At 39.7% G+C, this 25,161-nt stretch carries 25 protein-coding genes; 14 read left to right on the top strand and 11 right to left on the bottom strand.

From position 1 onward, the window contains the following. Positions 1-44: 44 nt before the first annotated feature. From BA79_RS14110 to BA79_RS14100, 3 genes are all read left to right on the top strand, one after another. Positions 45-1,151, top strand: coding sequence for an ABC transporter ATP-binding protein (locus BA79_RS14110; RefSeq protein WP_035703441.1), 1,107 nt, complete (start codon positions 45-47; stop codon positions 1,149-1,151). A gap of 226 nt (positions 1,152-1,377) precedes the next feature. Further along, positions 1,378-1,581, top strand: a complete 204-nt coding sequence (locus BA79_RS14105; RefSeq protein ID WP_008348940.1) for an alpha/beta-type small acid-soluble spore protein — start codon at positions 1,378-1,380, stop codon at positions 1,579-1,581. A gap of 284 nt (positions 1,582-1,865) precedes the next feature. Then, entirely contained in the window at positions 1,866-2,483 is a 618-nt protein-coding gene (locus tag BA79_RS14100) for an NAD(P)-dependent oxidoreductase (RefSeq protein WP_008348943.1), read from the top strand. Between the two features lie 126 nt (positions 2,484-2,609). On the opposite strand, the gene BA79_RS14095 is transcribed toward BA79_RS14100, so the two are convergent. Beyond that, positions 2,610-4,625 (bottom strand): ABC transporter ATP-binding protein, encoded by a 2,016-nt coding sequence (locus BA79_RS14095; RefSeq protein WP_035703438.1) that lies wholly within the window; start codon positions 4,623-4,625, stop codon positions 2,610-2,612. Beyond that, positions 4,622-6,379 (bottom strand): multidrug ABC transporter ATP-binding protein BmrC, encoded by a 1,758-nt coding sequence (gene bmrC / locus BA79_RS14090; protein WP_035703435.1) that lies wholly within the window; start codon positions 6,377-6,379, stop codon positions 4,622-4,624. The genes BA79_RS14095 and bmrC overlap by 4 nt, the downstream gene beginning before the upstream one ends. Positions 6,380-6,938: 559 nt before the next feature. On the opposite strand from bmrC, the gene BA79_RS14085 reads away from it, so the two are divergent. Beyond that, positions 6,939-7,445, top strand: coding sequence for a universal stress protein (locus tag BA79_RS14085; protein WP_008348950.1), 507 nt, complete (start codon positions 6,939-6,941; stop codon positions 7,443-7,445). A 209-nt stretch (positions 7,446-7,654) separates the two neighbouring features. Here the strand turns inward: BA79_RS14085 and dat are convergent, their stop codons facing one another. Then, positions 7,655-8,509, bottom strand: a complete 855-nt coding sequence (dat, locus tag BA79_RS14080; protein WP_008348952.1) for a D-amino-acid transaminase — start codon at positions 8,507-8,509, stop codon at positions 7,655-7,657. 295 nt (positions 8,510-8,804) lie between these two features. On the opposite strand from dat, the gene BA79_RS14075 reads away from it, so the two are divergent. Beyond that, the gene (locus BA79_RS14075; RefSeq protein ID WP_035703432.1) at positions 8,805-9,659 is read left to right on the top strand and encodes a polysaccharide deacetylase family protein; all 855 of its coding nucleotides are present in this window, start codon (positions 8,805-8,807) and stop codon (positions 9,657-9,659) included. A 38-nt stretch (positions 9,660-9,697) separates the two neighbouring features. Here BA79_RS14075 and BA79_RS14070 read toward each other — a convergent pair whose 3' ends face one another. From BA79_RS14070 to BA79_RS19410, 3 genes are all read right to left on the bottom strand, one after another. Then, the gene (locus tag BA79_RS14070; protein ID WP_026050067.1) at positions 9,698-10,429 is read right to left on the bottom strand and encodes an NAD-dependent protein deacylase; all 732 of its coding nucleotides are present in this window, start codon (positions 10,427-10,429) and stop codon (positions 9,698-9,700) included. Positions 10,430-10,458: 29 nt separating this feature from the next. Next, a complete protein-coding gene (locus BA79_RS14065) occupies positions 10,459-11,547 on the bottom strand; it encodes a mechanosensitive ion channel family protein (protein ID WP_017360337.1) in 1,089 nt (362 codons plus the stop codon). A 164-nt stretch (positions 11,548-11,711) separates the two neighbouring features. Then, complete coding sequence (locus BA79_RS19410) at positions 11,712-11,813, bottom strand: YhdX family protein (RefSeq protein WP_017360338.1); 102 nt, start codon at positions 11,811-11,813, stop codon at positions 11,712-11,714. A gap of 307 nt (positions 11,814-12,120) precedes the next feature. On the opposite strand from BA79_RS19410, the gene BA79_RS14060 reads away from it, so the two are divergent. Genes BA79_RS14060 through BA79_RS14050 form a run of 3 tightly spaced genes read left to right on the top strand, consistent with a single transcriptional unit; the run spans position 12,121 to position 13,604 of the window. Then, entirely contained in the window at positions 12,121-12,837 is a 717-nt protein-coding gene (locus BA79_RS14060; RefSeq protein WP_035703430.1) for a glycerophosphodiester phosphodiesterase, read from the top strand. Beyond that, the gene (gene crcB / locus BA79_RS14055) at positions 12,837-13,238 is read left to right on the top strand and encodes a fluoride efflux transporter CrcB (RefSeq protein WP_035703428.1); all 402 of its coding nucleotides are present in this window, start codon (positions 12,837-12,839) and stop codon (positions 13,236-13,238) included. The genes BA79_RS14060 and crcB overlap by 1 nt, the downstream gene beginning before the upstream one ends. Next, on the top strand, positions 13,239-13,604 hold the full coding sequence (locus tag BA79_RS14050; RefSeq protein ID WP_017360341.1) for a CrcB family protein: 366 nt from the start codon (positions 13,239-13,241) through the stop codon (positions 13,602-13,604). On the opposite strand, the gene BA79_RS14045 is transcribed toward BA79_RS14050, so the two are convergent. Then, the gene (locus BA79_RS14045; protein WP_024719967.1) at positions 13,601-13,993 is read right to left on the bottom strand and encodes a hypothetical protein; all 393 of its coding nucleotides are present in this window, start codon (positions 13,991-13,993) and stop codon (positions 13,601-13,603) included. The genes BA79_RS14050 and BA79_RS14045 overlap by 4 nt on opposite strands. An 89-nt stretch (positions 13,994-14,082) precedes the next feature. Next, complete coding sequence (locus BA79_RS14040; protein WP_017360343.1) at positions 14,083-15,465, bottom strand: hemolysin family protein; 1,383 nt, start codon at positions 15,463-15,465, stop codon at positions 14,083-14,085. Positions 15,466-15,800: 335 nt separating this feature from the next. Here BA79_RS14040 and BA79_RS19190 point away from each other — a divergent pair, with 335 nt between their 5' ends. Both BA79_RS19190 and BA79_RS14030 read left to right on the top strand, forming a co-directional pair. Continuing rightward, positions 15,801-16,241, top strand: a complete 441-nt coding sequence (locus BA79_RS19190; protein WP_081827002.1) for a MerR family transcriptional regulator — start codon at positions 15,801-15,803, stop codon at positions 16,239-16,241. A gap of 58 nt (positions 16,242-16,299) precedes the next feature. Further along, a complete protein-coding gene (locus BA79_RS14030; protein WP_007497105.1) occupies positions 16,300-17,631 on the top strand; it encodes a hemolysin family protein in 1,332 nt (443 codons plus the stop codon). A gap of 39 nt (positions 17,632-17,670) precedes the next feature. Here the strand turns inward: BA79_RS14030 and BA79_RS14025 are convergent, their stop codons facing one another. Beyond that, a complete protein-coding gene (locus BA79_RS14025) occupies positions 17,671-18,273 on the bottom strand; it encodes a lysophospholipid acyltransferase family protein (RefSeq protein WP_017360344.1) in 603 nt (200 codons plus the stop codon). Positions 18,274-18,659: 386 nt separating this feature from the next. Between BA79_RS14025 and BA79_RS14020 the strand changes: the two genes are divergently transcribed. Genes BA79_RS14020 through BA79_RS14010 form a run of 3 tightly spaced genes read left to right on the top strand, consistent with a single transcriptional unit; the run spans position 18,660 to position 20,480 of the window. Next, positions 18,660-19,151 carry a sigma-70 family RNA polymerase sigma factor gene (locus BA79_RS14020; RefSeq protein ID WP_008348979.1) on the top strand — a complete coding sequence of 164 codons (492 nt, stop codon included), beginning with the start codon at positions 18,660-18,662 and terminating at the stop codon, positions 19,149-19,151. Then, complete coding sequence (locus BA79_RS14015) at positions 19,144-20,202, top strand: anti-sigma factor (RefSeq protein WP_017366923.1); 1,059 nt, start codon at positions 19,144-19,146, stop codon at positions 20,200-20,202. Before BA79_RS14020 ends, BA79_RS14015 begins: the two co-directional genes overlap by 8 nt. Continuing rightward, on the top strand, positions 20,190-20,480 hold the full coding sequence (locus tag BA79_RS14010) for a hypothetical protein (protein WP_008348984.1): 291 nt from the start codon (positions 20,190-20,192) through the stop codon (positions 20,478-20,480). The genes BA79_RS14015 and BA79_RS14010 overlap by 13 nt, the downstream gene beginning before the upstream one ends. Positions 20,481-20,725: 245 nt before the next feature. Here BA79_RS14010 and bcaP read toward each other — a convergent pair whose 3' ends face one another. Both bcaP and BA79_RS14000 read right to left on the bottom strand, forming a co-directional pair. Further along, positions 20,726-22,126 (bottom strand): branched-chain amino acid transporter BcaP, encoded by a 1,401-nt coding sequence (gene bcaP, locus BA79_RS14005; RefSeq protein ID WP_008348986.1) that lies wholly within the window; start codon positions 22,124-22,126, stop codon positions 20,726-20,728. Between the two features lie 456 nt (positions 22,127-22,582). Further along, on the bottom strand, positions 22,583-23,413 hold the full coding sequence (locus tag BA79_RS14000) for a C40 family peptidase (protein WP_007497097.1): 831 nt from the start codon (positions 23,411-23,413) through the stop codon (positions 22,583-22,585). Positions 23,414-23,767: 354 nt separating this feature from the next. Here BA79_RS14000 and BA79_RS13995 point away from each other — a divergent pair, with 354 nt between their 5' ends. After that, positions 23,768-25,132: an alkaline phosphatase gene (locus tag BA79_RS13995; RefSeq protein ID WP_008348991.1), complete on the top strand. Its 1,365-nt coding sequence runs from the start codon at positions 23,768-23,770 to the stop codon at positions 25,130-25,132. Positions 25,133-25,161: the final 29 nt, after the last annotated feature.

The following is a 25,161-nucleotide window of genomic DNA, read 5'->3' as shown; positions in this document are numbered from 1 at the left end:
ATAAGTAAAGCGCTTTCAAAAAAAGGACTGGGAGGCTACCACCTATGGCTGAAATGATACTGAATCAAATTTATAAAGTGTATGATAACAAAGTAACAGCAGTAGATAACTTTAATCTACATATTGAGGATAAAGAATTTATTGTGTTTGTTGGTCCATCTGGGTGCGGAAAATCAACAACCCTCCGCATGATTGCAGGCCTTGAAGAAATTTCACAAGGGGATTTTCTATTAGACGGCAAGCGAATGAATGATGTGGCACCAAAAGATCGGGATATTGCGATGGTTTTCCAAAACTATGCCTTATACCCTCATATGAATGTGTACGATAATATGGCTTTTGGATTAAAGCTTCGAAAATTTCCTAAAGCAGAAATTGATGAGCGGGTACGAAACGCTGCGAAAATATTAGGGCTTGAACAATACTTAGATCGAAAACCTAAGGCATTGTCTGGAGGTCAAAGACAGCGTGTTGCACTTGGAAGGGCCATTGTGCGAGATGCAAAAGTCTTTCTTTTGGATGAACCTCTCTCTAATTTAGATGCTAAACTTCGTGTTCAGATGCGTGCCGAAATTTCTAAACTTCATCAGCGGCTGCAGACGACATTCATCTATGTCACACACGATCAAACAGAAGCCATGACAATGGCTACTCGGCTTGTTGTCATGAAAGATGGCTTTATTCAGCAGGTTGGCGCACCAAAGGATGTGTATGAAAACCCAGAGAATGTCTTTGTAGGAGGATTTATTGGCTCTCCAGCGATGAACTTTTTTACAGGAAAACTGTCTGACGGAGCCATTGCCATTGGGAATACGCACATTCGTGTACCAGAAGGAAAAATGAAAGTATTACGCAGTCAGGGCTATATCGGAAAAGATGTGATTCTAGGCATCAGACCAGAAGATTTCCATGATGAGCCTGTGTTTATAGAGGCTTCTGAAGGAACAAAAATTGAAGCAAACGTAGAAGTGGCTGAATTAATGGGAGCCGAAACGATGCTTTATTCTTCTCTCGCTGGTCAAACGTTTATTGCACGAGTTGATTCTCGCACAGATATTCAGGCAGGTCAGACGATCCCTCTTGCCATTGATATGAATAAAGCTCACTTCTTTGATACAGAGACTGAGCTGCGCATCCGCTCAGCTGAATAAGAAGACGTTCCACAAACCATCACCATTGGGTGGTGGTTTTTTGTATGTGAAAACAACATTTACCATGTTCTTTTTCCGTATGTTTTTTTCGTAGCGAACCATAATATTTAGTACAAAGCAGTTACCGCATTGGGTTTCGCCAAGTGGCAAATGACTTGGTCATTTCGCTGGTGCGACTCCAGCAAACCCAACCAAAAAAATCATATATAAAAAGGAGATTCACATCATGGCAAATTCTAATAGTTCAAATCAATTACTAGTTCCTGGAGCAGCGCAAGCAATCGATCAAATGAAATACGAAATCGCTTCTGAGTTTGGTGTAAACCTTGGAGCAGAAACAACAGCTCGTGCTAACGGTTCAGTTGGTGGAGAAATCACTAAACGTCTTGTATCTTACGCTCAGCAAAACCTTGGCGGAACAAAAGCTTAATTTCATATCTGGATCATAGAAGGCACCTCTTATGGTGTCTTCTTTTTTTGGTTTTATCCCTCACCGATTCCTTTTGAATTCATATGATGTATTAGAAAGGAGCGGATCTTCATGGACATTATTTCAGGTGTGAATTTTGAACTTCTACAATTTGTCGGTCTCTCTCTATTATGTGAATATGCTCATAGTATTCGGTCCTTTCATCTTTATAAAAAAAGCATGACATAAAACTGTACCATTTTAAGTTCTTTTCACTTATAGTATGTAGTGGAGGGATCGATCAGATGAAAATAGCTCTTTTCGGTGCTCATGGACGTGTAGGACAAGCATTTCTTCGTTTCGTAAAAGAAGATGATCGTTACATGGTTCGCTCGTTAATTCGGACAAACCGGGAAGAAATGCTTGCGGGTATGTTTCAAGTCACCGGCAATTCCAGAAATCAAGAGGATGTGCTTGAAACGATTAAAGGATCAGATATTGTCGTGAGCTGTCTATCAACAGATGGTGATGATACTTTATCTGTTTCAATGGAGCATATCGTACAAGCCATGAAGCAAACAGGAACATCAAGAATTATAACGATTGGCACTGCGGGGATTTTAAAAGCAAGGCAGCAGCCTGAGCTTTACCGCTTTGAAACAAATGAATCAAGGCGAACCACTTCCCGAGCTGCTAAAGAACATGCCAAAGCATTTGAAATTCTTCAATCAACTGAACTAGATTGGACAATCATTTGCCCAACCTATTTACCAGATGGAGAAGTGACACGGTCATATCGCTATGAAAAGAATTTTCTCCCTATAGATGGACAGAAAATTTCAGTTGAAGATACCGCACACTTTTTGTATCAGCAGTTAAACTCAAAGGAATTTGTGCATCAACGCGTCGGTATAGCTTATTGACCATTTAGTTCGTGTAAATGATATACAACCAGTAAAAGTCGAGATCATTTCATGAAGCCTCGACTTTTTTCATTGCCATGAAAAAAGCCTCTTTCAAATTGAAAGAGGCTTTTGCTGCTCATCCTATCAGCTGCTCGTCACAGCTCCCTTTTGTAATTCGTACATTTGCGCATACAGTCCGCCTTGCTCCATGAGCTCTTCGTGGCTGCCGCGCTCGACAATCTCACCCTTTTCTAACACCAAAATCATGTCAGCTTTCTTAATAGTAGATAATCGGTGTGCAATGACAAAAGTGGTTCGTCCTTCTTTGACGACATCTAGTGCCCGTTGAATGATGGCTTCTGTTTCTGTATCGATGTTAGCCGTCGCTTCATCTAGAATTAAGATCGCTGGATCGTATGCCAGTGCACGGGCAAATGAAATCAATTGACGCTCCCCAGAGGAAAGAGTACTCCCCTTTTCAACAACTGGTTCATCAAAACCTTCAGGCAAATGCTTTAATAGTTCTGCTGCGCCCACTTGCTTTAACGATGTTTCAATCGTTTCTCTTTTAATGTCTTCATTTCCTAAACTGACATTGGATGCGATCGTTCCAGAAAATAAATAAGGATCTTGAAGTACAATGCCCATTTGTTTACGCAACGTTTGGCGCGACTGATCATAGATGCTTTTTCCATCAATGAGGATATCCCCATGCTGAATATCATAAAAACGCAGTAGCAAATTCATGATCGAACTTTTCCCAGAACCGGTATGTCCAACGAGTGCCACCGTCTGACCTTTTTTCGCCTCAAAGGTGATGTTCTTTAATACATTTTTCCCTTCATTATACGCAAAGGTAACATCCTGAAATTGAACGTGCCCCTCGATTTTCTTCTGAACCGGTTCTTCCACTTCAGTACCAGGCTCATCTAATAATCGAAAGACCCGTTCAGATGAAACCCTTGCTAATTCTAATCTAGAAAATTGATTCACAATGCCTGTAATCGGCTGGAACAAACGATTTAAATAATCGACAAATGCATAGAGCACCCCAATCGATACAATGCCCGTGGCACTTAAGGACGCACCGCCAAAATACCAAATGAGTGCGACATATGCTAAGTTCCGAAGCAGATTCACCAAGTTATGTGAGAGTAGTGAATTTAAATGAAGCATCTTTCGCTGATATCGAAAGTGATTGTTATTCAGCTCATCAAATTCTTCTTTTGTTGCTTGTTCATGTCGAAATGCTTGAATAATCGTCATTCCTTGAATGGCTTCATTTAGCTTGGCATTAATTTCACTGATGATGGATCGAATGCGATGATTGTAAACCGACGCAAACTTTCTGTAAGTCATCGACCATAGGAAAATAATCGGAACAGCCACTAAACAAATGAGCGCCAGCTTCACATTTAATAAAAACATGGCGATATAAATGCCAATCATGTAAATGGCACTCGTGACGAAATTCGCTAGTACTGTGACATATAAATCACGAATGGTTTCTGTGTCATTGGTAATCCGCGCGACAACCTTTCCAGCCGGTAAATTATCAAAATACCGAATCGGAAGCGTTTGAATATGTTCAAATACGTCCACTCGCATTTTTTGAATAATGCGATTTGCAATACGCTGGAGTAAATAGTGCTGCCCATATTGAAAGAAAATCGCAATGACGAGCATCCCAAAATAAAATAGAACAAGCTGCACCAAACCACTGATTTCCGGCTGATAAAAAGCGAAGATTTCCTCTTTGGATAAACGCTGTACCTGATACGTCTCACGCTCGCTCCCATTTTCAATGGTGAGCTGATCCCCTTCTATTGTCCGGCTCCCGTCAAAGCGAATCGGTTCATTCACAAAATAGTACCCAAATCCGACTTGCACGACATTGATTTGCTTTCCATCTTCATTTTGATTCTGTAGCCGGTCACTTCTTATATAGTTATTTCCCTGGTAATAAACCGTTTTATCTGTTTTTTCATTTACCTCAACATACGGTTTTTCTACACCTAAAATATGATCATCAATCATTTTTTTCCCAATGAAAGGTCCTGTCAACTCAGCACCAACTGCAATGATCAGAAAGATCAAAGCAACAGACAATACTTTTTTATATAGGAGTGCATAGGCAAGAAGTCTTCTCCCTGTTGTCATGCCTCATCCCCTCCTTCCAGCTGATTTGTCAGCTGCTGACGCAGAAATTGCTCTTTATACCATCCATCTTGCTGAATAAGCGCTTGATGGGTTCCCTTTTGAACAATACGTCCTTCTTCCATGACAAGAATGAGATCCGCATGCTCTACAGCTGATAGACGGTGGGTTGTAATAAATGTCGTTTTTCCATGACGATTTTGTCTTAAATTCTCTAAAATAGCCGTTTCTGTTTTTGCATCAACTGCAGATAACGAGTCATCCAAAATCAAAATGTCTGGATCAATTAATAAAGCACGTGCAATGGAAATCCGCTGCTTCTGTCCTCCTGACAGCGCCACTCCCTTTTCTCCAACCATGGTTTCCAAGCCTTCTGGTAAAAGGCGTAAATCCTTTTCAAAGTAAGCATCTTTAATCGCTTGTGCTAATTCAGCTTCTCTCGCGTCTCTATGACCGAAACGCATATTCTCTTCTACACTTTTAGAGAAAAGGACATGATCTTGCGGAACATAGCCAATCCATTGGAACAGTTGATCCAATTCAATGTCCTCAATTGGAACACCTGAAAACAAGATCTTTCCATCACCTGTCGGATACTGACGAAGAAGCTGTTTGACAATCGTTGTTTTTCCGCTTCCCGTTTTTCCTGTAATACCAATCGTTTGCCCTTTTCGTACAGTAAAGGAGACATCCGTTAGATTATCTTTAGAGGAAGTTGGATACCTAAATGTCACATGTTCAAATCGAATATCGCCAGGCTCTTGTAATGTTTTTGGCTTGGCTACGTCAGTTACATCCGGTTGATAACTGAGTGTATGATTCAACCGGTCTAATGAGGCATTTCCTCTTTGCATGATATTAATCAATTCACCAATGGCAAACATTGGCCAGATCATCATCCCCAGATAGACGTTAAATGCAACAAGCTCACCAATGGTTAAATCACTTTGGAACACAAGATATGCGCCGTAACCGATACCGATTAAATAACTGATCCCCACAAGCAATTTCACCGTCGGCTCAAACAATGAATCAATGATCGCCACTCTCATATTTTTTTGAAAAACATCATCTGTCATTTCTCGAAAGCGATTCACATCTTGTTTTTCCTGTACAAAAGACCGAATCACCCGAACGCCGGCAACTGATTCTAATACACGATCATTCATATCACCAAATGCATCTTGAGCGACTGTAAAGCGTTCATGAATTTTACTGCCATAAAACGCTATCAAAATCGCCATCAGCGGCATCGGAATAATGGCCATTAAAGTTAATTTCCAGCTGATCGTCAGTCCCATCGTAAAAAAGATCATCAGCATGTAAGCAGTGGAATCGACTAATGTTAAAACGCCAAATCCTGTTGTTAAAGCCACAGCATTCAAATCATTTGTACCTAGTGCCATTAGATTTCCGGTTTTTTTCTTTTCATAAAAGGTGGGTGTCATCTTAAGTAAGTGGCGCATTAATTTTCCGCGCATCACACGTTCCATGACATTCGCGCCGCCAAATAACTGGTACATCCAAAAATAAGTGAGCGCATAGACACTGACACCAAGTAAGCAAAAAATGGTTACGTAAAACAGAATACTGGATGTTGTAAATTGACCAGACCGAATGTCATCAACTGCTTGACCTAGATACCTCGGTGGCAGCATTTCAAGTACATTCACAATGAGCAGCAGTGTAATGGCGATTGTATAGCGCCTCCACTCTTGTTTAAAGAACCAGCCTAATTTCACAAATACTGAAAACATGTTTGTCTCTCCTTTTAAAGCTAGCCGCTTTCTATATTTTCCTGATTGTCACCTTGTTTCGTTTTTTGAGCTTTTGTCATTTGTCTTGCCTTTGGCATGTTCACATGCTTTCACTCCTCTTCATTTAGTTGTTGATGCATTCCATTATTTCGAGATGCGAAATGTATACAACAAAAAAAGAGGCAACCAGCTGACTGGTACGCCTCTTTTATACATGATAAAAAGGCGCATGTTGACAAATACGCAACATACGCCTTGATTCATCCGATCAATTGGAACATACGAGTCCCTTTTCAATGACCAATGAAGGTGTAATTGTCACGTGAATCAACCCTTTCATGCAGTTTGATTTCATTCTTCCAATGATGTTGCACATGACATTTCCTCCTTTTGGCTCTTGAATCTTTTTTTATCTTATAGTGGCTGTCACTATTTTGTCAATAAATATTTTTCAATAAATGAAATTTTCTAACAAAAAGTTCACACCCTTTATGTGTATCTTTTTCAGATATCGGGTATACCATGAACGTATAGACTCCTTTTGAAAGGAATGAGGACATTGTTTCAAGCTGATCGGATGGTCGTTGCGTTTGATGGACATGAAGACAGTAAGAAAGCATTAAAGAAGGCAATCGCTTTAGCCAAAACGTTGCATGCCAAGCTGACCATTGCCTACGCTCATGATGGGAAATCCAGCAGACAGGTGTTTGATGCACCTCGCCCAATGACTGGCGGCGCTTATATCGGAGGCGGCATGGCAGACCTTCAAACACCCCCTGTGTATGTACCTCATGATGAACAGCAAAGTCCCTTGATTTTTGAAGACCATACAGAAGAGGTCGTTGCAGAAGCAAGAATGCTGTTAAATGAAGAGCAGTTTGAAGCTGCGATTGAAATTGTTGAAGGGGAGCCTGCAGAAGCGATTATCGAATACGCTGAAGAGATTTCAGCAGACCTCATCGTCATGGGAGCACGTGACCAAAGCAGATTGAAAAAAATGCTCTTTGGCAGTGTGAGTGAAAAGTTATCGTCCAAATCAGATATACCTGTACTGATCGTGAAATAAATGTCATCACAAAAGGCTAAAAGAACTTGATTTTAGCCCTTTGTCTTCTTTTCAGCGTGATAGAAAACCTTTGCAGCCCTAGGAAGGACGAGTACTGGCGCGGAGCGAATTTCACATTCGTGAGCACCAGCACGCAGGACTGACAAAGAATGCGAGGGTTTGTCTACACGCTGAAAGGCTGTAAACATTGGTTTACAGCCTTTTTCCTTTTACGAAGAAATAGATGCTTCGCTTTCATGCTTAATTTTTTTCTGGAACCCTTCCTGTACACGCTTCGTGATCTCCCCTGGAACACCTTCCCCAACTGGCTGACCATCTATCTCTACAATTGGAATCACTTCAGCTGTCGTTGAACTAATGAAAATTTCCTGCGCATGCAAAAGTTCGTCTTTACTCATGCGGGTTTCTTCCACACGACATCCTTCTTCCTGACAAACCTCTAGCAGCTTTCTACGTGTAATGCCGTTTAAAATCAGGTTATTTGCTGGGTGTGTACGAATGACACCGTCAATGACGGCATACACATTCGAGGACGTTCCCTCTGTCACAAAGCCGTCTCTTATTAAAATCGCTTCAAACGCACCAGCTTCAGACGCTTTCTGCTTTTCCATGACGTTATATAAAAGGTTTAAGCTTTTAATATCACATCTTAACCAGCGAAGATCTTCAGACAATAGAGCTTTCGCACCAGCTGTCTGCTCTTGAATAGGCTTTTTCACTTGAAATGTATATGCCGTAATCTGAGGGGTAAGTGCACCATATTGATGTTTACGAGGTGCGACGCCTCGCGTGACTTGAATATACACGCCACCATCAATCACTTGATTATCTGCGACTAGCTTCTTCAAATTCTCTTCCATATCGGATACTGTACCTTGCAGATGAATGCCGATTTCCTTTGCACTCTTGAATAGACGCTCAGTATGCTCTTTTAATGTAAACAAAGTTCCATTATATACGCGGATGACCTCATAGACTCCGTCGCCAAATTGATAGCCTCTGTCTTCAATATCAACATGTGCATCTTTTTTTTCAATAAAATCCCCATTGTACAATACTTTCATATGGAATCTCCCCTTCGCTTTGCTTAATGGTTGAATCTGATGCTATCTTAGCGGATAAATGTAAACGTTTCAATGATTATTCAGAATTATTTCATATCCATTTGACTGGATAACCTTCTATTGTAACAAATATAGATTCATAACCAAAAAGATTCCAATTTTTTAGCATCTTCTATATTCATAGGCTCTTTTTTCCTGTATACTTACTCCATATGAGTACGACAAAAAACAGCGAAAAAAGACAGAATCCACTACATGATTCGACACAAACTACTGATTTATTGGAGCGATTGTAATGCAACGGGTTACGAAAAAACAGACACCTTCAAACACGATGCTGCTCTCAAAGGCAATTGGTCTAGTCATTCTGACATTGATCCTTTTTTTCATTTGGGATATATCTAAAACCAATATGCAGGCAGCAGATCAACCGAATGAAGTGTCTGCGAGCAGTCCATTTCGAGACACAAGTACAAGTCTGAAAGCAAAAGATGATTCGCCAAAAACATTAGATGCACATTTTAAGATCAATCCAAACAAACATGTAACGGATCAAACGATCTTTTTGACCTTTGATGATGGCCCTTCTGCTACATCAAATCAGCTGTTAGATGTGCTAAAATCACAGCAAGTGAAGGCCACATTCTTTATGCTCGGGCCGCAAATCAAAGAACACCCAGCAGCTGTGAAAAGACTTCATCAAGAAGGTCATCAATTAGGACTTCATGGCATCACGCATGATGTGAAACGCTTTTATCAAAAAAGTGATTCTCCTGTAAATGAGATGAAAGAAGATCAACGTATATTGGCTTCTGTTACTGGTGAATATACACATCTTGTGAGAACACCTTATGGCAGTTCTCCAAACTTAACAGACCAGCAAAAAACACGTTTAAAACAAAAAGGCTTTGTATACTGGGACTGGACCATTGACAGTCTTGACTGGAAATATAAAAGCTCAAAATATGTACCAGAAGTATTAAATCAGCTGCAAGTGCTTGAAACCAAGTACCCGAAAGAGCCAAAAATCATCTTAATGCATGATCAACCAGCTACCGCAAAATACTTAAACAGTCTGATCACACAATTAAAGGCGAAGGGCTACACGTTTGAAGTCCTTGATGAAACAATGAAGCCACTACAGCAATAAAGAAAACCCGCACCTGTTGGATGCGGGTTTTTTATGATTTATAAAGCATTCACAAGCTCGCCAATTCGTTCGTGAAAGACAAGATCAAACAGCGGATCGAATTCCGTTTCACTTAAATTCATCATGACCTTAAAGATGGAAGGATGATGAGCAGCATCTTCTGGAATATATCGTGCTGGTGCCACTTCTAAGGAAGTTCCCATGACGAGCAGCATGTCCGTTTGCTGGAGCGATTTCTCCACTTGATCAAAGTGCTTCACCATGTCTCCAAAAAGGACAACATCTGTTTTAAGTACTCGTCCACATGTGCGGCCGTCTGATGAAATCCGCTCACAAACCGGCACCTCTTCTTGTAATAAATAAGGCAGTTCGTATGTTGACCCGCATGATGGACATGTAGCTGTTTGAATGGAACCATGCAGTTCATACACATGCTGGCTTCCCGCTTTTTTATGCAGACCATCGATATTTTGCGTGAAAATATCCACGCGTTTTCCTTGCTTTTCTAAATTGGCTAAAAAAGCATGTCCAGCATTTGGCTCGTACTCTCCACTCATCTTCATTTGAAACAATTCTTTGAATTTCGGCCAAAATTGATGAGGATGTGATAAAAAGTAAGACCGGCTCATTGCCTCCATGCGAGAGGTATCTTCTGTCCATAGTCCACCTGTTGATCTAAAATCGGGAATTCCCGATTCTGTGCTCATCCCAGCACCTGAAAGGACCGTAATATGTGAGGCCTTTGATAATCTCTCTCTTAGCGCTGCCACTTTTGTTTGATCCAACCACCATTCCTCCTTTATTCACCGAGCTGTTTCTCACCTTTTTGTTTCATATAAATGGTCTGTCCAGGGAAAGCAAATTCTACCCCTTCTTCATGGAAAATATCAATAATGCGATAGTTAATATCCTGCTTAATATCCAGGTTTTCAGACCAAGCCGTTGTGTTTGTATAAAAGTTAAAGAATAAGTTTAAATAGCTGTCTGCCAGCACATCGAAATTCACCATTATCGTTTCCTTATGAACCCCATCATGCTCATAAAGCATTTGTTTCAGACGTTTGATGCACTTATCAATGTTTTCTTTCGGTGTATTGTAAGATACGCGAACAGAGAACGTAATTTGACGTTTATTCATTCTCGTCCAATTTGTGATCGGCTCCTTTGAAAGGGTCGAATTTGGCACGGTCACCACCGCTTCAGCAGGTGTTCTAAATTTTGTGCTTCGGAAGGTAATGTCCTCTACAGTTCCAAGTACACTTGGAGTCTCTACAAAATCGCCCATTGTAAAAGGCTTCTCTGTAATAATCACAATTCCTCCAAAAAAGTTCGCCACTGTATCCTGCGCAGCGAGCGCAAAAGCAAGACCACCTAGACCAAGCCCAGCCACAAGTCCGTTCACATCATAATTAAACTCTTGTGCAATGACGCTAATACTCAGTGCAATAATAATAAAACGAAGAACCTTTGATAAAAATGGCGCTAAAATATCATCCATCTCTAATTCAAATTTTGAATTCACTTTTTGAAATAAGAAGGAAGAAGCTGCGGTTAGATTACAAAGTCCCCACGTCAGCATCAAAATAATAGAGGATCTATACAATTTGACAATGACATCCATATGGTGCTCAAAGTATGGGGCTTGTCTTAACGCAAAATATAAACCTAGTGCCACAAAAAACAGCCTCGCAGGTTTTTCAAACGCCACGACAATTTGGTTAATGACTTCGGTTTTAGACCGGTTTGTCAGTTTAAAGAGCAGGTGAAACAAGTATTTCGTAAATACTTTTCGAAGTAATAAAAAAAGCAATAAAATACAAAGGCTAATGCCTATTTGGATCGCAATATCGACTGTAAAATATGTATCCATCCATTTTTGTGTAAACATCTCTGTCTCTCTCCTTTAAAACAATCCTCTCTAGTTTATAATATAACCTTCGTTTATGTCCTCTCTTAAATGTCTAACCTCTATATAAAAAGCCTCGGGACCTATCCCGAGGCATGATGTTCAATTATGAAATTTTGGCTTGAGACATATCGACGGGCAGCAAACTACTTTTTCTTCTGAGCCTGATCAAGGAGAGTCGCTTTAAACATTTCAGCATCCGTTTCGGCCTTAATACGTTCTTCCACTCTAATTCTCCCTTTACCCAATCATCTCGCCTCCTTTTCATCATTATAAAACATCAGAATTTTCAGTCAACATGACGAAAGCACTAATATTTTGACGAACGCTGACGATTTGGACAAAATTGATCGAAGAAAAATTGATGTAATTCAGGTTTACTCAATCAAAGCTTGCTCTATTCCTGTAAACTTTTCAAAATGATACATCAAGCTTTTTCGGTACATGAGGTTCCATGATAATACGGCGCTCTTCTTCTCCATATAGTAAAGAAGGAAAACCACCAAAGCATTTGATATGATAAAGACCAGAACTTATGTCAGGGAGCTGGAGCAAGTGTATATTATCGCACATAGAGGGTCATCAAGCGCCGCCCCAGAAAATACAATCGCTGCGTTTGATGTAGCTGTCGAGCAAGGAGCAGATTATATTGAATTAGATGTACAAATGACAATGGATCAGCACGTCGTCGTCATCCATGATGATACCGTTGATCGAACGACGAACGGAAACGGCTTAGTCAAAAGTTATACACTTGATCAGTTGAAAAAACTGGACGCAGGAAGCTGGTTTGACCAACAGTATACGAATGAACGAATTCCAACATTACAAGAAATTCTTGAAAGATACAGTCAGCGGATTGGGATATTGATCGAGATCAAACACCCAAAACGGCAGATAGGAATCGAAAAGGCAGTTGCCCGCATCATCAATCGGTTTGCCTATTCTCGTCATATCATGATTCAATCTTTTGATGTTCATGCACTGCAAAGAATCAAAGCGTTCGCCCCTTCTCTTCGCACAGCTTTGATTATAAAGCCTGATGCATTTAAACTAACGAAACGAAAGTTAACGGCATACAGCTCGTTTGCAAATGGTCTTAATATGAAGAAAACGATGATCAATAGATGGTGGATTGATCGTATTCATTCATTCGGAATGGAAGTATTCATATGGACTGTAAAAGATCAAAAAACAGCGGATCGAATCAAAAAATACCCAATTGATGGTGTGGTAACGGATAACCCGCTATTTTTTCAAAAGGAGAAATGATGCAGATGAAAACTTATTTCGCCGTTTTTATCGGTGGATTGATTGGTACACTTTGCAGATATGAACTAAGCCAAACCGTCATCAGCCAGACATTCCCCTATGCAACGATGATTGAAAACATTTCCGGCAGCCTACTTCTTGGTTTTGCGACAGGATACTTTCTATTTCAGAAAGGGAAAAAAGATCTTGCTGCTTTGATTGGAACAGGGTTTTGCGGCGGGTTTACGACCATGTCCACCTTTTCTAAAGAGACAGTTCTTCTGTTACAGGCAGGGCAGTTCAATTTAAGTATGATGTACATCCTGCTCTCAGTCATTGCTGGAGTAGCCGCTGCTTTAGCTGGCCTGATCCTTGCAGAACGGCTCTTTCATCAAAATAAGCAGCAGAAAGGAAGCAAATAAATGATTGTTTTTTATACAGCTGTAGCTGGAGGGATCGGCAGTGCATGTCGTTTCTTCATCAGCCAAACAATCCAGAAAACTCCGTCCCATGCCCTTTTCCCGTACAGTATTATTTTCATTAATTTATTAGGTGCAGCCGGTTTAGGTTTTCTCACAGGCGCTGTAACGTCTAATCATCCACTGCTAGTGATCATAGGAACCGGTTTTTTTGGCGGCTTTACCACATTCTCTACGTTTAGTGTAGAATCTGCGACGATGCTGATGCAGCGTCAAATAGGAAAGCTTGCTGCCTATTTACTTGTGACAATTATCGGCTCTTTATGCCTTTTTGCGGCGTTTTATCAAATAGGACAACTTCTGTTTTAAATATCTGTGATGGCAGCTAGGCTGATGAGCAGTTGATCCATCAGCTGGCGCTTCATTAAAAACAGTGTCTTCTCACTATAGCCGATTTCGATTGCACATTTTGCCATGCGCCAATCTCGAAAATACTTATAATCAATGAGCTGCTGCTCTATTTCATCCAATTCTTTTAAAGCCGTTTCAATACAAGCAACAATCAGTTCATACTGACTTTTCTGCTCTTCTAATTTTTGACGTGCCATATGATGATGTTGGAGAGAACTTCGCTTTTCAAGCTGTCTTTCAATATTTAAAATGGCTGCTTGATAGTTCTTGAAATTTTTTAAATGAAACTCAATACGTTTCATTGAGGTTTTTTTCTCCGCGATACTTGCTGTTTCATACCAGAGCATGTCCATCCCCCTTTTACGAACGTTTGTTCTTATTATATACGAACATACATTCTCAAAAAAGAGGCTAAATACCTAAAAAAACCTTGAGCTTATTTTTCGCTCAAGGTCATTTCATTTACTAACAGTGGCTCTTTTATATCAAGCCCTGTTCGTGTATTTTCTTTTTCTGATGATGTGACGCCTTTTTTCAGGTCGATCTTTTTCACATAGCGTCCATCCATCTCCAAGACCTTCATCCGAATATCATCAAGATAAATGGATTGTCCTTCTCGGATATCAATGTTCTCATTTAAGATTAGCCCGCCTATCGTATCAATTTCTTCATCATGATATGACATTTCGATCAAATCTTGAACTTCCTCTAATCTCACTTTTCCATCTAATATATAATGATGCTCCGCTCTCTTTTGAATGACCGGCTGCTCATCTTCATCGAATTCATCTCGAATGTCTCCAACAATCTCTTCTAAAATATCCTCCGTTGTGACAAGTCCAGATGTCCCGCCATATTCATCCGTTAAAATCGCCATATGCATTCGATCGCGCTGCATCTTGACGAGAAGCTCTTGAATTGGAATCGTGTCAATCACTTCAATCACTGGATAAATATAATCTTGAAGCTTCAGTTGATCTTTTTCTCCTTGGTACACAATATCTGCAAAGAGCTGCTTTTTGTTGAGCATGCCAATGACATGGTCTTTATCCCCTGAAAACACTGGGAAGCGTGTGTACTTTTCCTTTGTCATGATCGCCAATATTTCGTCTAACGGCATATCTTCTGGAATCGCACAAATTTCTCTTCGCGGTATCATAATTTCTCTTGCGATTCGATTATCAAAATCGAATATCTTGTTCATATAATTATACTCTGATGAGTTGATTTCCCCATTTTTTAAGCTTTCAGATAATAAAATCTTTAATTCCTCTTCGGAATGGGAATGTTCTTTTTCAGACCCCATATCGATACCCATCATTTTCGTTAGTACACGGGCTGACCCGTTCAAGACATAAATGAAAGGGTACATAAGGATATAAAATGCATGCAGCGGTCCTGACAGCCAAAGCGTCATTTTTTCTGCCTTTTGTATGGCAAGTGTTTTTGGTGCAAGCTCGCCAACAACTACATGCAAAAAGGTAATAATAGAGAACGCAAGTGTTGCTGAGATCAGGCTGATTGCTGAATCAGGAATGTTTGTCAAACCAAAACCTCGAACTAAAAGTTCTTTTACTGCCGGTTTACCGATCCACCCTAAACCAAGGGATGTCACTGTAATACCGAGCTGGCAGGCTGACAAATATTCATCTAGCCTTGATGTCACCTTTTTCGCCATGATAGCCTTTTTGGACCCTTCGGCAACAAGCTGATTAATTCTTGAACTTCTCACCTTTACAATGGCAAATTCAGATGCAACAAAGAAAGCTGTTAAAGCAATCAAAACTCCGACTATACTCAGATTAACAATATCGTCCATTTAACCTTGCTCTTTCTTAGAAGAACAAGGAGTCACCTCCTGATTGATGATGTTATCTTTTGCAAAACGGTTAACTGATTAAATAAGACTACTTTGAGGGCCCCACTTAACCACCTCCGGTTCACGTAAAATCCGTCTCTCTACATATATATGAAACGGTATTCATTTTATCTTACCATAAATAATCTGAAAATTCCTGTATCGCTACAGTATTTTAGAGATGACAACCTAAATTGATGGAAATGCCCTTTGTTTCTTCATATTGGCAGGAAATCTGAACAATTATCTTGTATTTCAGACTCGAATTATATTAAACTATTTTCATAAACTATAACGTGACGGTTAGGAGGAGATGTTCAGATGGGGCTGAGAAAAAGTATCGTATTGGTGAACTAGCACAGATTGCACAGGTGACGAAACGAACTGTAGATTATTATACGAATCTAGGGTTGCTTGCGCCTGTTAGATCTTGCTCTAATTATCGTTATTACGATGAACATGCTTTAAAACGATTACAATTAATCGTTCTTTGCAAACAGCAGAGATTGGCTCTTTCTGACATCAAATCCAGATTAGATGAACAATTCCCTTCTCAAAAGGAAGACCATGACGAACTTGTCCATTTAACCTCTGATATCGATCGGATGAATGAGCATATGGACCGCATTTTGGCACGTTGTAAGCAGCTTCAGCCAGAACAACGTGAAAAACTAAAAGAGCAGCTTACTCCTGAAAAAATGACGGCTGTCCAATCATTTTTACTGCTGTTAAGTTAAAATTTTTACTAAACAGGAGGTGTTACCTTCGTTCTCAAAGTCAGAACGAAGGCCTTAATTGGACATAGTGAATTTACTCATAGTTGCTTTACTTATAGCTTTAACCGCGTTTTTCGTTGCATCGGAGTTTGCGATCATTCGCTTAAGAAGCTCAAGAATTGATCAATTAATTGCAGAAGGTAATAAAACAGCAGTTGCTGTCAAGCACGTCACGACTCATCTTGATGAGTACTTATCGGCCTGTCAGCTTGGTATCACCATTACCGCCCTTGGGATTGGTTGGTTAGGGGAAGAAACAATTGCGCATATGCTTGCTCCACTATTTGTAGAGCTGTCGATTCCTCAATCAGCCAGTCATATTGTCACTTTTATTATTGCGTTTAGTATTATGACGTTTTTACACGTCGTGGTTGGAGAGCTTGCCCCAAAAACACTCGCCATTCAAAAGGCTGAGCAAGTGTCCCTTCTATTTGCTAGACCGCTTATGATATTTTATAAAGTGATGTTTCCGTTCATTTGGGTGTTAAATGGATCTGCTCGTTTATTAACGAAAGCATTTGGTCTTCAGCAAGTTTCTGAGCATGACATGGCGCACTCTGAAGAAGAATTGCGGATTATTTTATCTGAGAGCTATAAGAGCGGCGAGATTAACCAGTCTGAATTCAAATATGTGAATAAAATTTTTGAATTTGATGACCGTCTGGCGAAAGAAATTATGATTCCTCGTACCGAAGTTGTCAGCTTCCCGCATGATATTACGATTGAGGAAATGCTGAAAGTGACCAAAGTCGAGAAATATACACGTTATCCAATTGAAGATGGCGATAAAGACAACATCATCGGTGTTGTGAATATTAAAGAAGTACTCACTGCATGTATTAGTGGTGAATGTTCCACAAGTGATACGATCGAACATTTTGTAAACCCAATTATTCATGTAATTGAAACGGTTCCTGTTCATGATCTACTGCTTAAAATGCAGCGTGAGCGAGTACACATGGCCATTTTATCAGATGAATATGGCGGTACAGCAGGACTTGTAACAGTTGAAGACATCCTTGAAGAAATCGTCGGTGAGATTCGTGATGAATTCGATATTGATGAAATCAACGAAGTGCGTAAATTGGGAGAAGACCACTACATCTTTGATGGAAAGGTCCTTGTAGATCAAGTTAACCTGCTACTAGGTATTCAGCTTGATAACGAAGAAGTCGACACAATCGGCGGCTGGTTCCTTACACAAAAATATGAAGTCGAGAAAAATGACGCGATTCGTGAACAAGGCTATGAATTTATCATTAATGAAGTCGATGGACACCATGTGGCATACATCGAAGTCAAAAAACTAAACGAACAACTATTAGAAGCAGCTGAAGAAGGCGCTTCTTAAGAAAAAAACGACCCTTGCCTTAGCAAGTGGTCGTTTTCTTTATCCCTTTTCGATTAACTTAGCTTCAAGTTCTTTGATTCTTGTGTTTAATACTTCTGTCATCGCACCTAATCTTTCTTTTGGCGGCAGATGATCAAATTCAGACAGCTCAATCGGTTCACCAATAATTAAGCGCATTTTCCCCTTCTTAAAAAGGCTTTTTGCATTAGAAGGTCCTTTGTACGCTGCTGGTACGATTGGTGATTTGCCGAGCTGCGCAATCGTAACGGCCCCTCTTTTTAAAGGAACATCTTCTGTTGTACGTGTTCCGCTTGGAAAAATCCCAACGATTTTCCCCTCTTTTAATAATTTAATGGGCGTTTTAATACTGCTTGGCCCAGGATTCTCTCGATCAACTGGAAAAGCATGAATCTTCTTTAAAAATCCGCCGATCCATTTATTTGCAAACAATTCTTTTTTCGCCATGTAGTGGATCTCAAACGGAAGAATTCCTGCGCCTAATGCAAGAACATCCACAAAACCCTCATGCGTACAAGCAATGACAAACCCCCGGTCTGTTGGCAGATTTTCTTTTTGATATACTTTGATTCCGCCTCGGAGAGCAAAAAATGCTTTGACGGTATAGCCTGAAAATTTATACATAGTGCACTTCCTTTGTTTGAAGAATGAAGGATTTGTTTCTATTATAACAAATTTTTTATTACCTGGTACTAAAAATTTTCTCCTGCTGATAAAATAGAGACGGTTCACTAAAATCATCTTTTCACTTAAGATGACCGCTCCTTCTGTATTCAAGTATGTGTTTTTAGGAGAGAATAGAGGAAGAAATGTGTCCAAAATTGTCGTTTTTTGAGTTTTTTTCCTGATTTGTTCTATTGAAAACACTTTATAAATGATGCAAATTTCGCTATGATAAGGAGAAATGATTTTGATTCGGTGAAAGAGATGAGTAATGTACGGCCTATGAGAAGTTTCGTGCAACTTTATGCCTTTCTTATGCGTGTATAACATAGAGGGGAGAAAAATCAGTGACGATCGATGAAATTTATCAAATGTATATGAACGATGTTTACAGGTTTCTGCTCTCCATGACAAAAGACAAACATTTGGCAGAGGACTTATTGCAGGAAACCTTTATGCGTGCTTATATACATATTCATTCCTACGACCATAGCAAAGTGAAACCTTGGTTATTTCAGGTGGCACGAAATGCTTTTATTGATTATGTCAGGAAACATAAAAAAGAAGTGACCATATCGGATGATCTCATTGGCGGCCTTTTACAAACGTCTGTACAAAGTCCTGCTGAACAGATTGAAATAAAAGAAGTCCTCAACATGTATTTGGAGCAGCTTCCAGATAACTACAAGGAAGCGTTGACATTGTATTATTTAAAAGAACTGAATTACAAAGAAGCATCCAAGGTCATGAATATTACTGAAGCAAATTTTAAAAGTGTTTTATTTCGTGCAAGGCAGCGCCTAAAAGCACTATATAACAGAGGTGTTAATGATGAATGAAGAGTTTAATAAGCGATGGGAACAGTATAATAATGGCGAGATGAATGAAGAAGAAATGATGGCGTTTGAAGAAGAGCTCGAAGAAAATGAAAAACGCTTAAGCCAAGAACTGAATGACTCAGATTGGACAGACTTCTCCATCAGTCCTGAAAAACAAAAAGCCATTTTACAATACGGAAAAAGAAAGTCCTATTTACGTATTTCTGTGCTTGCTGTCATATCTACGCTGATTATTTTACCGCTTTGTACACTAGGTAGTTATCTATACTACGGCGTTGGCGGAGCAGACAGTAAAGGCAATCATTTTATGGAAACGGCCGCTGTAACAGTCGCCCTAACAAAACCGAATGTCGCCATTGATATGAAGGATTTAAAAGGGCAAGTCAAACTGTTTGGTATGAACACAGAACTTAAGCTGCAAAAACAAATTGGCAATAAAACAGAAGCCATCGGTAGTGAACAAATCGAAATGTTTTTCGATAAATTAAAGCAGCCTACGATCTCTTATTATGGCGACAGCGCACGTAATACGGAGGATTTCTTTACGCACCCTTCGTCGCAGGCAGATACATCTAAAAAACAAACACTCACCACTTTAGACAAGTTACCTGAAGGAACAGTGAGTGAAGTGTATGTATCCTATGACAAAGCATACACACCGAAAGACGTGTATTCATTTTCTAAAAAATATGATATGAAAGTGCTTTGGAATGCGATAAAAACAGAAGATTCATTAAGTGGAAATCAGCGTCCAATCGGTTTTCCCGGGAAAGACTCTGAATTTTTAAAAGAGCTTCAGCACACATCAAAAACAGAGGTTGATCAGTTCAAAGATGCCCTCGCCTATGTCAACCAGCATCCATCCTGGGCAAAAACGATCTCTGGCAGACCTGAACTTGACCTCTCTAACCGAATACGCTACATCAATCAAAATGGTGTCACGGTTTACGGTTCTGTTGTCACAGGTCCTTCTAAAGAAATAGAGAAATTTGTGAAGACAAAACGCATTAAAACGGCCAAAGTGAGCGAGGTGGAATTATGGAATTGGTAAGAATTTTTAAAGAGCATAATGTGTTTGGCTGGATTTCGGTCGGCACCGCTATTTTATCGCTGCTCATGCTGAACCTCGCCATTATCAGCAATGTGACATTTTATTCGTTTCAAATGCTTCCTTTTGCAATGGCCGCAGTTCCATTCGGTGTGATTGAACTGTTCATTAAAAAAGGCCGCACTGGACCAGGTTTCCTAGGCGTCGTTCTGAATATTTTTGTCATCGTTTGTGTCTATGCGATCGTCTCCATTGATGTCGATCTTCAATTAGGTTTTTAATACTAAGAAGCCAGTCATACTTGACTGGCTTTCAGATTGTTGACAAAGGGCTAAAATGAATTTTATTTTAGCCCTTTGTCTTCTTTTCAGCGTGATAGAAAACCTTTGCAGTCTAGGAAGGACGAGCATCGGCGCGGAGCGAATTTGACATTCGTGAGCACCGAAGCGCAGGACTGACAACGAATGCGAGGGTTTGTCTACACGCTGAAAGCCAGTCATACTTGACTGGCTTTTTCTGTACACTCTTATTTTTTGTTTAATTCGGAGTGCTTTCTTGAATATAAGAAATAGACAACAAGCCCAATGGCAAGCCAGATTAAGAAACGAACAAATGTGATGGTGCCAAGCTTATAAATGAGCAGTCCGCAAGATAGAATAGCCAAGATTGGAATGAGCGGCACTGCGGGGCATCTGAATGCTCTCGGTAAATCAGGCTGTGTTTTTCTCATGACAATGACAGCAACTGAAATCAAAATGAAAGCTGAAAGTGTTCCGATGTTCACTAGACTTGCCAGCTCATCAAGCGGAATGAATCCACCCATTAATGCTGACAATGTTCCAAAGAAAAGAGTATTGATATAAGGTGTTTTATGTTTTGGATGAACCTTTGAAAGAACCTTTGGTACCAAGCCATCACGAGACATGGCAAACATGACACGTGTTTGGCCGTACAGCATGACAAGCATGACCGTGGTCATCCCTAAAATCGCCCCAACATCTACAATACCCGCCACCCAATTTTGACCGGCTACTTGTAAAACAAGAGACACTGGATGGGATACTCCCTCAAAGTTCATAAATGGAACAATGCCTGTCATGATCGCACTGACTACCACATACAACACGGTACAAATCAATAAGGAAGTGATGATTCCTCTTGGCAAGTTGCGGGATGGATTTTTTGTTTCCTCTGCCGCAGAAGCAACTGCATCAAATCCGATAAATGCAAAGAATACGAGAGCTGCTGCACTTAACACGCCTGAAGTTCCAAAAGGAACGAATGGTGTCCAGTTTTCAGGTTTTACATATTTCACAGCGACTAAAATAAAGAGCAGAATCACCGCAATTTTCATAATGACCATAATGTTGTTGACTCGTTTTGATTCTTTAATACCGAAGTACAGCAAGAAGGTGATGATCATTAAAATAATAAATGCAGGAAGATTAAAATATGTCACTTGACCCTTTAAACCACCTGGTGCTGCTGTTAATTCAACCGGTATATGAATCCCTATCCCATTTAAAAACGACACAAAGTAGCCTGACCAACCTGCTGAAACGGCACTAGCGGCTAGCATATATTCTAATATCAAATCCCAGCCAATGATAAACGCTAAAAATTCTCCCATAGATGCGTACGTAAATGTATAAACAGATCCTGATACTGGCACTGTGGAAGCGAATTCCGCATATGACAATGCCGCAAATAAACATGCAAGACCTGCAATCACAAATGATAAAACAAGTCCTGGTCCTGCTGTGACGGCGCCTGTACCTGTCAGTACAAATATCCCTGTACCGATAATCGCTCCAATACCAAGCATCGTTAAGTCAAATGAACCTAATTCCTTTCTTAACGCTTTTTCCCCTTGTGTTGCCGCAATTAGCTCTGAAATGCTCTTCTTTCTAAACAACGAATTGCTCATACCATCACTCCCAAAACTTAGTATCCGTCTAAAGACGCCACCACTTCGTAATTCACTTTATTTTCTGAATATTTAGATTTAATTTAGCGCAATAAATTAGTGGCGTAAAATTATTATATATGAAAATTAAAAAATGAAAACACTTTTTTTCAAAATAGAGTGAAAATTCTTATTTATCAACAAAATATTTGTCAATCATCAGGGTAGATTTTCTTCAATCTTTATTCAAATCATAGCTTGGCTTCTTCTATTTATTATACAAAATACAAAATTATACTTTTTTGATATAATTTTTATAAAGTGAAAATAAAATTATTCTTTTGATAACTTGTCTTCACTTTTGCTTATTTAAAAGCCTTTAGACTCATAGAGAGCTATGATAAAGGACTGATTGAGCTGCGCAAACGATATACAAAAAAAAAGACTGCCTAGTAAGCAGTCTCTTAAGATCCATTATTAGTTTACAAATGTCTTTGCGCCAAGGTAAATTGGCTTCCAATAGCTTGAAGTCATATCGCTGATTGTCACACCATCAGAAGCAGCGTGGATAAACTTGTTGTTCCCAAGGTAGACACCCATGTGAGATGGGCCAGATTTATAGGTTGTAAAGAAGACAAAATCTCCAACTTTAGGTGTTGAGACGCTTTTCATTGATCCCCAAAAACCTTCAGTTGTTTGTCTTGAAATCTTTGTTTGTTTGTTAATGATATACCACATAAAACCGCTGCAATCAAAGCCTTTCGGTGTCGTTCCACCCCATTTATATGGTGTACCGTTTTGTGCTTTCGCATCTGCTACGAGTTTAGACGTGTTTAAAGAAGAAGTAGCAACTGTTTTTTCTTTGACAGGTGTTGGTTTCACTTTGGACGTCTTTTTCACTTTCAGCTTTTGTCCAATTTTAATCAGATCTGTTTTGAGTTTATTTAACGATTTCAGCTCTTTCACTGTCATTCCATATTTTTTGCCGATTTTAGATAAAGTATCTCCTTTGACAACTTTATGAGTGGCTGTCGTTGAAGACGCTTTTACTTTTGTTGTTGTTTTTGATGTTTTCGTTACCTTTTTTGAAGAAGTACCATTCACTTTTAAGGTTTGTCCAACATAAATCGTGTTAGATTTCAACTTATTGTCTGATTTAATCTTACTCACGGTTGTTTTGTATTTTTTCGCTAGAACAGAAAGAGAGTCACCTTTTTGAACCTTTACTGATTGTGCTGAGGCAGCTCCGGCAAATAATGTCGTCCCAAGTAGAACTGCACTTGCAGCTGTGATCAATTGTTTTTTCATTTGTTCCTCCTGTATGTATCTATCGTGATCCGAATTTTTATCTACTTTCTATTATAAGGATCGAATACCAGAAGAAATAGTCTTGACTTCCTACGACATTATGCTTATTAATTCGGCAAAAATTATTTTTTTTTAGGGTTCTTTTTATTTCATTTTTATTACACAATCATGACAAAACAAATGCATCTTGTCATAGATAAATCATACATTCATTTCTCTTTTTGGTTCATTCTATGTAAAGTGGACCTTTACAATTTTAAAGTGAACTTTACGGTGCTGTCATTTGGAATCCACACTTCTGCTCTACCATTGTAAACGTGAGAGCGATACATAAACAATGAGGAGGCAAAATGAATGAGTGTGTTGAAAAGCTCGAAAACGAAAATAGCTGCAATCGCAGCCGCATCAGTGTTATCGATTGGTATTTTTTCAGGAATTGAATTTGGACAGGCTGACAAAGCTGAGGCTAAAAAGAAACCAAAAAATGACGTACAAAATGTGATCGTGCTCATTGGAGATGGCATGGGAACACCTTACCTTTCAACTTACCGCTCATTTAAACACAACGGTGATCTTTCCAAGCAAACAGCATTTGACCCTTACCTCACTGGCATGCATAAAACATACCCTGATGATTCTAAAAGTAACATTACTGATTCAGCAGCAGCTGGTACAGCCATGGCAACTGGTCAAAAGACATACAACAACGCCATTGGTGTAAACAAAAATGGCAAAAAACTAAAAACAGTATTAGAAGAAGCAAAACGCAAAGGAAAGTCTACTGGTCTCGTCGTCACATCTGAATTAACCAATGCGACACCTGCTGCGTATGCCGCCCACGATGTGTCTAGAAAAAACACAGCAGCCATTGCTGATGATTTCTTCGATGAGAAAATTGGCAAACAGCATACAGTCGATGTCATGCTTGGCGGAGGACTGATCGATTTTGTCCGAAAAGATCGTGATTTGACGAAAGAATTTCAAAAAGCAGGCTATCGTTACGTAACCAATAAAGCTGACTTACAAAAAAACAAACAGCAAAAATTGTTAGGCATTTTTGCTGACGGTGGTCTCGATAAAGCAATTGATCGTGATAAAACGACCCCTTCTTTGCAAGACATGACATCCTCAGCCATCAAACAGCTGTCTAAAAACAAAAAAGGATTTTTCCTCATGGTTGAAGGCAGTCAAATTGACTGGGCTGGACATGACCACGATATTGTCAGTGCGATGAGTGAGATGAAGGATTTTGAAAAAGCATTTGAAGAAGCCATTCGTTTCGCAAAAAAGGATAAAAATACATTAGTCATCACGACAGCAGATCATTCAACTGGCGGCCTTTCCTTCGGGGCAGACGGCTCGGGAAGCTGGGATTATCAGCCTGTCAAAGCAGCAAAGAAGACACCTGATTTTATTGCAAACAAAATTGTTGGGGGTATGACGGTCGAGACTGCGCTCAAACAATACATCGACCTTGATTTCTCAAAAGAGGAAATCGCCTCTATTCAAAAGGCAGCTGAAACAAAAGATCCTGTTCAAATTGATGATGCCATCGAAAAGGTCATCAATACGAGGTCTCATACAGGCTGGACCACATCGGGTCATACAGGGGATGAAGTACCATTTTATGCTTATGGACCAACAAGTGAGCAGCTAAAAGGGCTCATGGAAAATACAGATCAAGCGAAACACATTTTCAAACTGCTGAAAAACCAATAAAGTGCTAATCACAAAAAAAGATGTCTAGT

The sequence above is a fragment of the Bacillus altitudinis 41KF2b genome, assembly GCF_000691145.1.
GTDB classification, from domain to species: domain Bacteria; phylum Bacillota; class Bacilli; order Bacillales; family Bacillaceae; genus Bacillus; species Bacillus altitudinis.
The sequence above is the reverse complement of the archived record's forward strand: the minus strand, read 5'-3'. Positions and strand labels throughout refer to the sequence as shown.

Excerpts from the sequence above, each read along its gene's own strand:
- bcaP (WP_008348986.1), bottom strand. The coding sequence starts at position 22,126 with ATGAGCAATTCGTTGTTTAGAAAGAAGAGCATTTCAGAGCTAATTGCG.
- crcB (WP_035703428.1), top strand. The coding sequence starts at position 12,837 with ATGCAGATGAAAACTTATTTCGCCGTTTTTATCGGTGGATTGATTGGT.
- BA79_RS14100 (WP_008348943.1), top strand. The coding sequence starts at position 1,866 with ATGAAAATAGCTCTTTTCGGTGCTCATGGACGTGTAGGACAAGCATTT.
- BA79_RS14110 (WP_035703441.1), top strand. The coding sequence starts at position 45 with ATGGCTGAAATGATACTGAATCAAATTTATAAAGTGTATGATAACAAA.
- BA79_RS14000 (WP_007497097.1), bottom strand. The coding sequence starts at position 23,413 with ATGAAAAAACAATTGATCACAGCTGCAAGTGCAGTTCTACTTGGGACG.
- BA79_RS14040 (WP_017360343.1), bottom strand. The coding sequence starts at position 15,465 with ATGGACGATATTGTTAATCTGAGTATAGTCGGAGTTTTGATTGCTTTA.
- BA79_RS14045 (WP_024719967.1), bottom strand. The coding sequence starts at position 13,993 with ATGCTCTGGTATGAAACAGCAAGTATCGCGGAGAAAAAAACCTCAATG.
- BA79_RS14025 (WP_017360344.1), bottom strand. The coding sequence starts at position 18,273 with ATGTATAAATTTTCAGGCTATACCGTCAAAGCATTTTTTGCTCTCCGA.
- BA79_RS14075 (WP_035703432.1), top strand. The coding sequence starts at position 8,805 with ATGCAACGGGTTACGAAAAAACAGACACCTTCAAACACGATGCTGCTC.
- dat (WP_008348952.1), bottom strand. The coding sequence starts at position 8,509 with ATGAAAGTATTGTACAATGGGGATTTTATTGAAAAAAAAGATGCACAT.
- BA79_RS14095 (WP_035703438.1), bottom strand. The coding sequence starts at position 4,625 with ATGACAACAGGGAGAAGACTTCTTGCCTATGCACTCCTATATAAAAAA.
- BA79_RS14050 (WP_017360341.1), top strand. The coding sequence starts at position 13,239 with ATGATTGTTTTTTATACAGCTGTAGCTGGAGGGATCGGCAGTGCATGT.
- BA79_RS14105 (WP_008348940.1), top strand. The coding sequence starts at position 1,378 with ATGGCAAATTCTAATAGTTCAAATCAATTACTAGTTCCTGGAGCAGCG.
- BA79_RS14065 (WP_017360337.1), bottom strand. The coding sequence starts at position 11,547 with ATGTTTACACAAAAATGGATGGATACATATTTTACAGTCGATATTGCG.
- BA79_RS13995 (WP_008348991.1), top strand. The coding sequence starts at position 23,768 with ATGAGTGTGTTGAAAAGCTCGAAAACGAAAATAGCTGCAATCGCAGCC.
- BA79_RS14010 (WP_008348984.1), top strand. The coding sequence starts at position 20,190 with ATGGAATTGGTAAGAATTTTTAAAGAGCATAATGTGTTTGGCTGGATT.
- BA79_RS14015 (WP_017366923.1), top strand. The coding sequence starts at position 19,144 with ATGAATGAAGAGTTTAATAAGCGATGGGAACAGTATAATAATGGCGAG.
- bmrC (WP_035703435.1), bottom strand. The coding sequence starts at position 6,379 with ATGTTTTCAGTATTTGTGAAATTAGGCTGGTTCTTTAAACAAGAGTGG.